This window comes from Klebsiella sp. BIGb0407 (assembly GCF_024807845.1).
Taxonomy (GTDB): domain Bacteria; phylum Pseudomonadota; class Gammaproteobacteria; order Enterobacterales; family Enterobacteriaceae; genus JGM124.
Window position 1 is genome coordinate 1 of record NZ_JANUEQ010000021.1, and the last position, 1230, is coordinate 1230.

The following is a 1230-nucleotide window of genomic DNA, read 5'->3' on the forward strand; positions in this document are numbered from 1 at the left end:
CTACAGAATATAAGTCGCTGACCCATTATACAAAAGGTACGCAGTCACCTAACAAGTAGGCTCCCACTGCTTGTACGTACACGGTTTCAGGTTCTATTTCACTCCCCTCGCCGGGGTTCTTTTCGCCTTTCCCTCACGGTACTGGTTCACTATCGGTCAGTCAGGAGTATTTAGCCTTGGAGGATGGTCCCCCCATATTCAGACAGGATACCACGTGTCCCGCCCTACTCTTCGAGTTCACAGAATGTGTGTTTTAGTGTACGGGAGTATCACCCTGTACCCTGCGACTTTCCAGACGCTTCCACTAACACACAAACTGATTAAGACTCTGGGCTGCTCCCCGTTCGCTCGCCGCTACTGGGGGAATCTCGGTTGATTTCTTTTCCTCGAGGTACTTAGATGTTTCAGTTCCCTCGGTTCGCTTCATTGAGCTATGTATTCACTCAATGATAGTGCAACGAATTGCACTGGGTTTCCCCATTCGGAAATCGTCGGTTATAACGGTTCATATCACCTTACCGACGCTTATCGCAGATTAGCACGTCCTTCATCGCCTCTGACTGCCTAGGCATCCACCGTGTACGCTTAGTCGCTTAACCTCACAACCCGAAGATGTCTCGTAAGCCATCATCGTGCTGCAAAAATTTGAGAGACTCGAACACACCAAAATTTCCTTTCTTATTACGGAGAAAGGAATCGATGTGTCGTTTCAATTTTCAGCTTGTTCCAGATTTTTAAAGAGCAAATACTTCGCAGCACACTGTTATCCAGCATACTTGGAAGTATTTTTGAGCATGAAAAGGATGGTGGAGCTAAGCGGGATCGAACCGCTGACCTCCTGCGTGCAAGGCAGGCGCTCTCCCAGCTGAGCTATAGCCCCATCGTTTTCGTAAAACCTTAAATTTACCAGTTACAAACTTTTTCCAGGCGAGGCGTGTCTCCGCGAAGCATACATCAGTATGTGAGCGGGGGCGCAACGAAGCATGGGAAAAGTTTTGGTAGGCCTGAGTGGACTTGAACCACCGACCTCACCCTTATCAGGGGTGCGCTCTAACCACCTGAGCTACAAGCCTATAAGGTTTTACTGCTCGATTTCTATCAGACAATCTGTGTGAGCACTACGCAATGTTGTATCTTTAGGTAAGGAGGTGATCCAACCGCAGGTTCCCCTACGGTTACCTTGTTACGACTTCACCCCAGTCATGAATCACAAAGTGGTAAGCGCCCTCC

The 1230-nt window shown here is 48.5% G+C and carries 2 tRNA genes and 2 rRNA genes; all 4 read right to left on the reverse strand.

What is annotated here, in order from left to right:
• Positions 1–599: ribosomal RNA gene (locus M2387_RS25770) — 23S ribosomal RNA — on the reverse strand; the annotation flags it as partial.
• A gap of 205 nt (positions 600–804) precedes the next feature.
• Positions 805–880, reverse strand: a tRNA-Ala gene (locus M2387_RS25775).
• 116 nt (positions 881–996) lie between these two features.
• Positions 997–1073: transfer RNA gene (locus M2387_RS25780), tRNA-Ile, on the reverse strand.
• A 68-nt stretch (positions 1074–1141) separates the two neighbouring features.
• Positions 1142–1230 (reverse strand): 16S ribosomal RNA (locus M2387_RS25785); the annotation flags it as partial.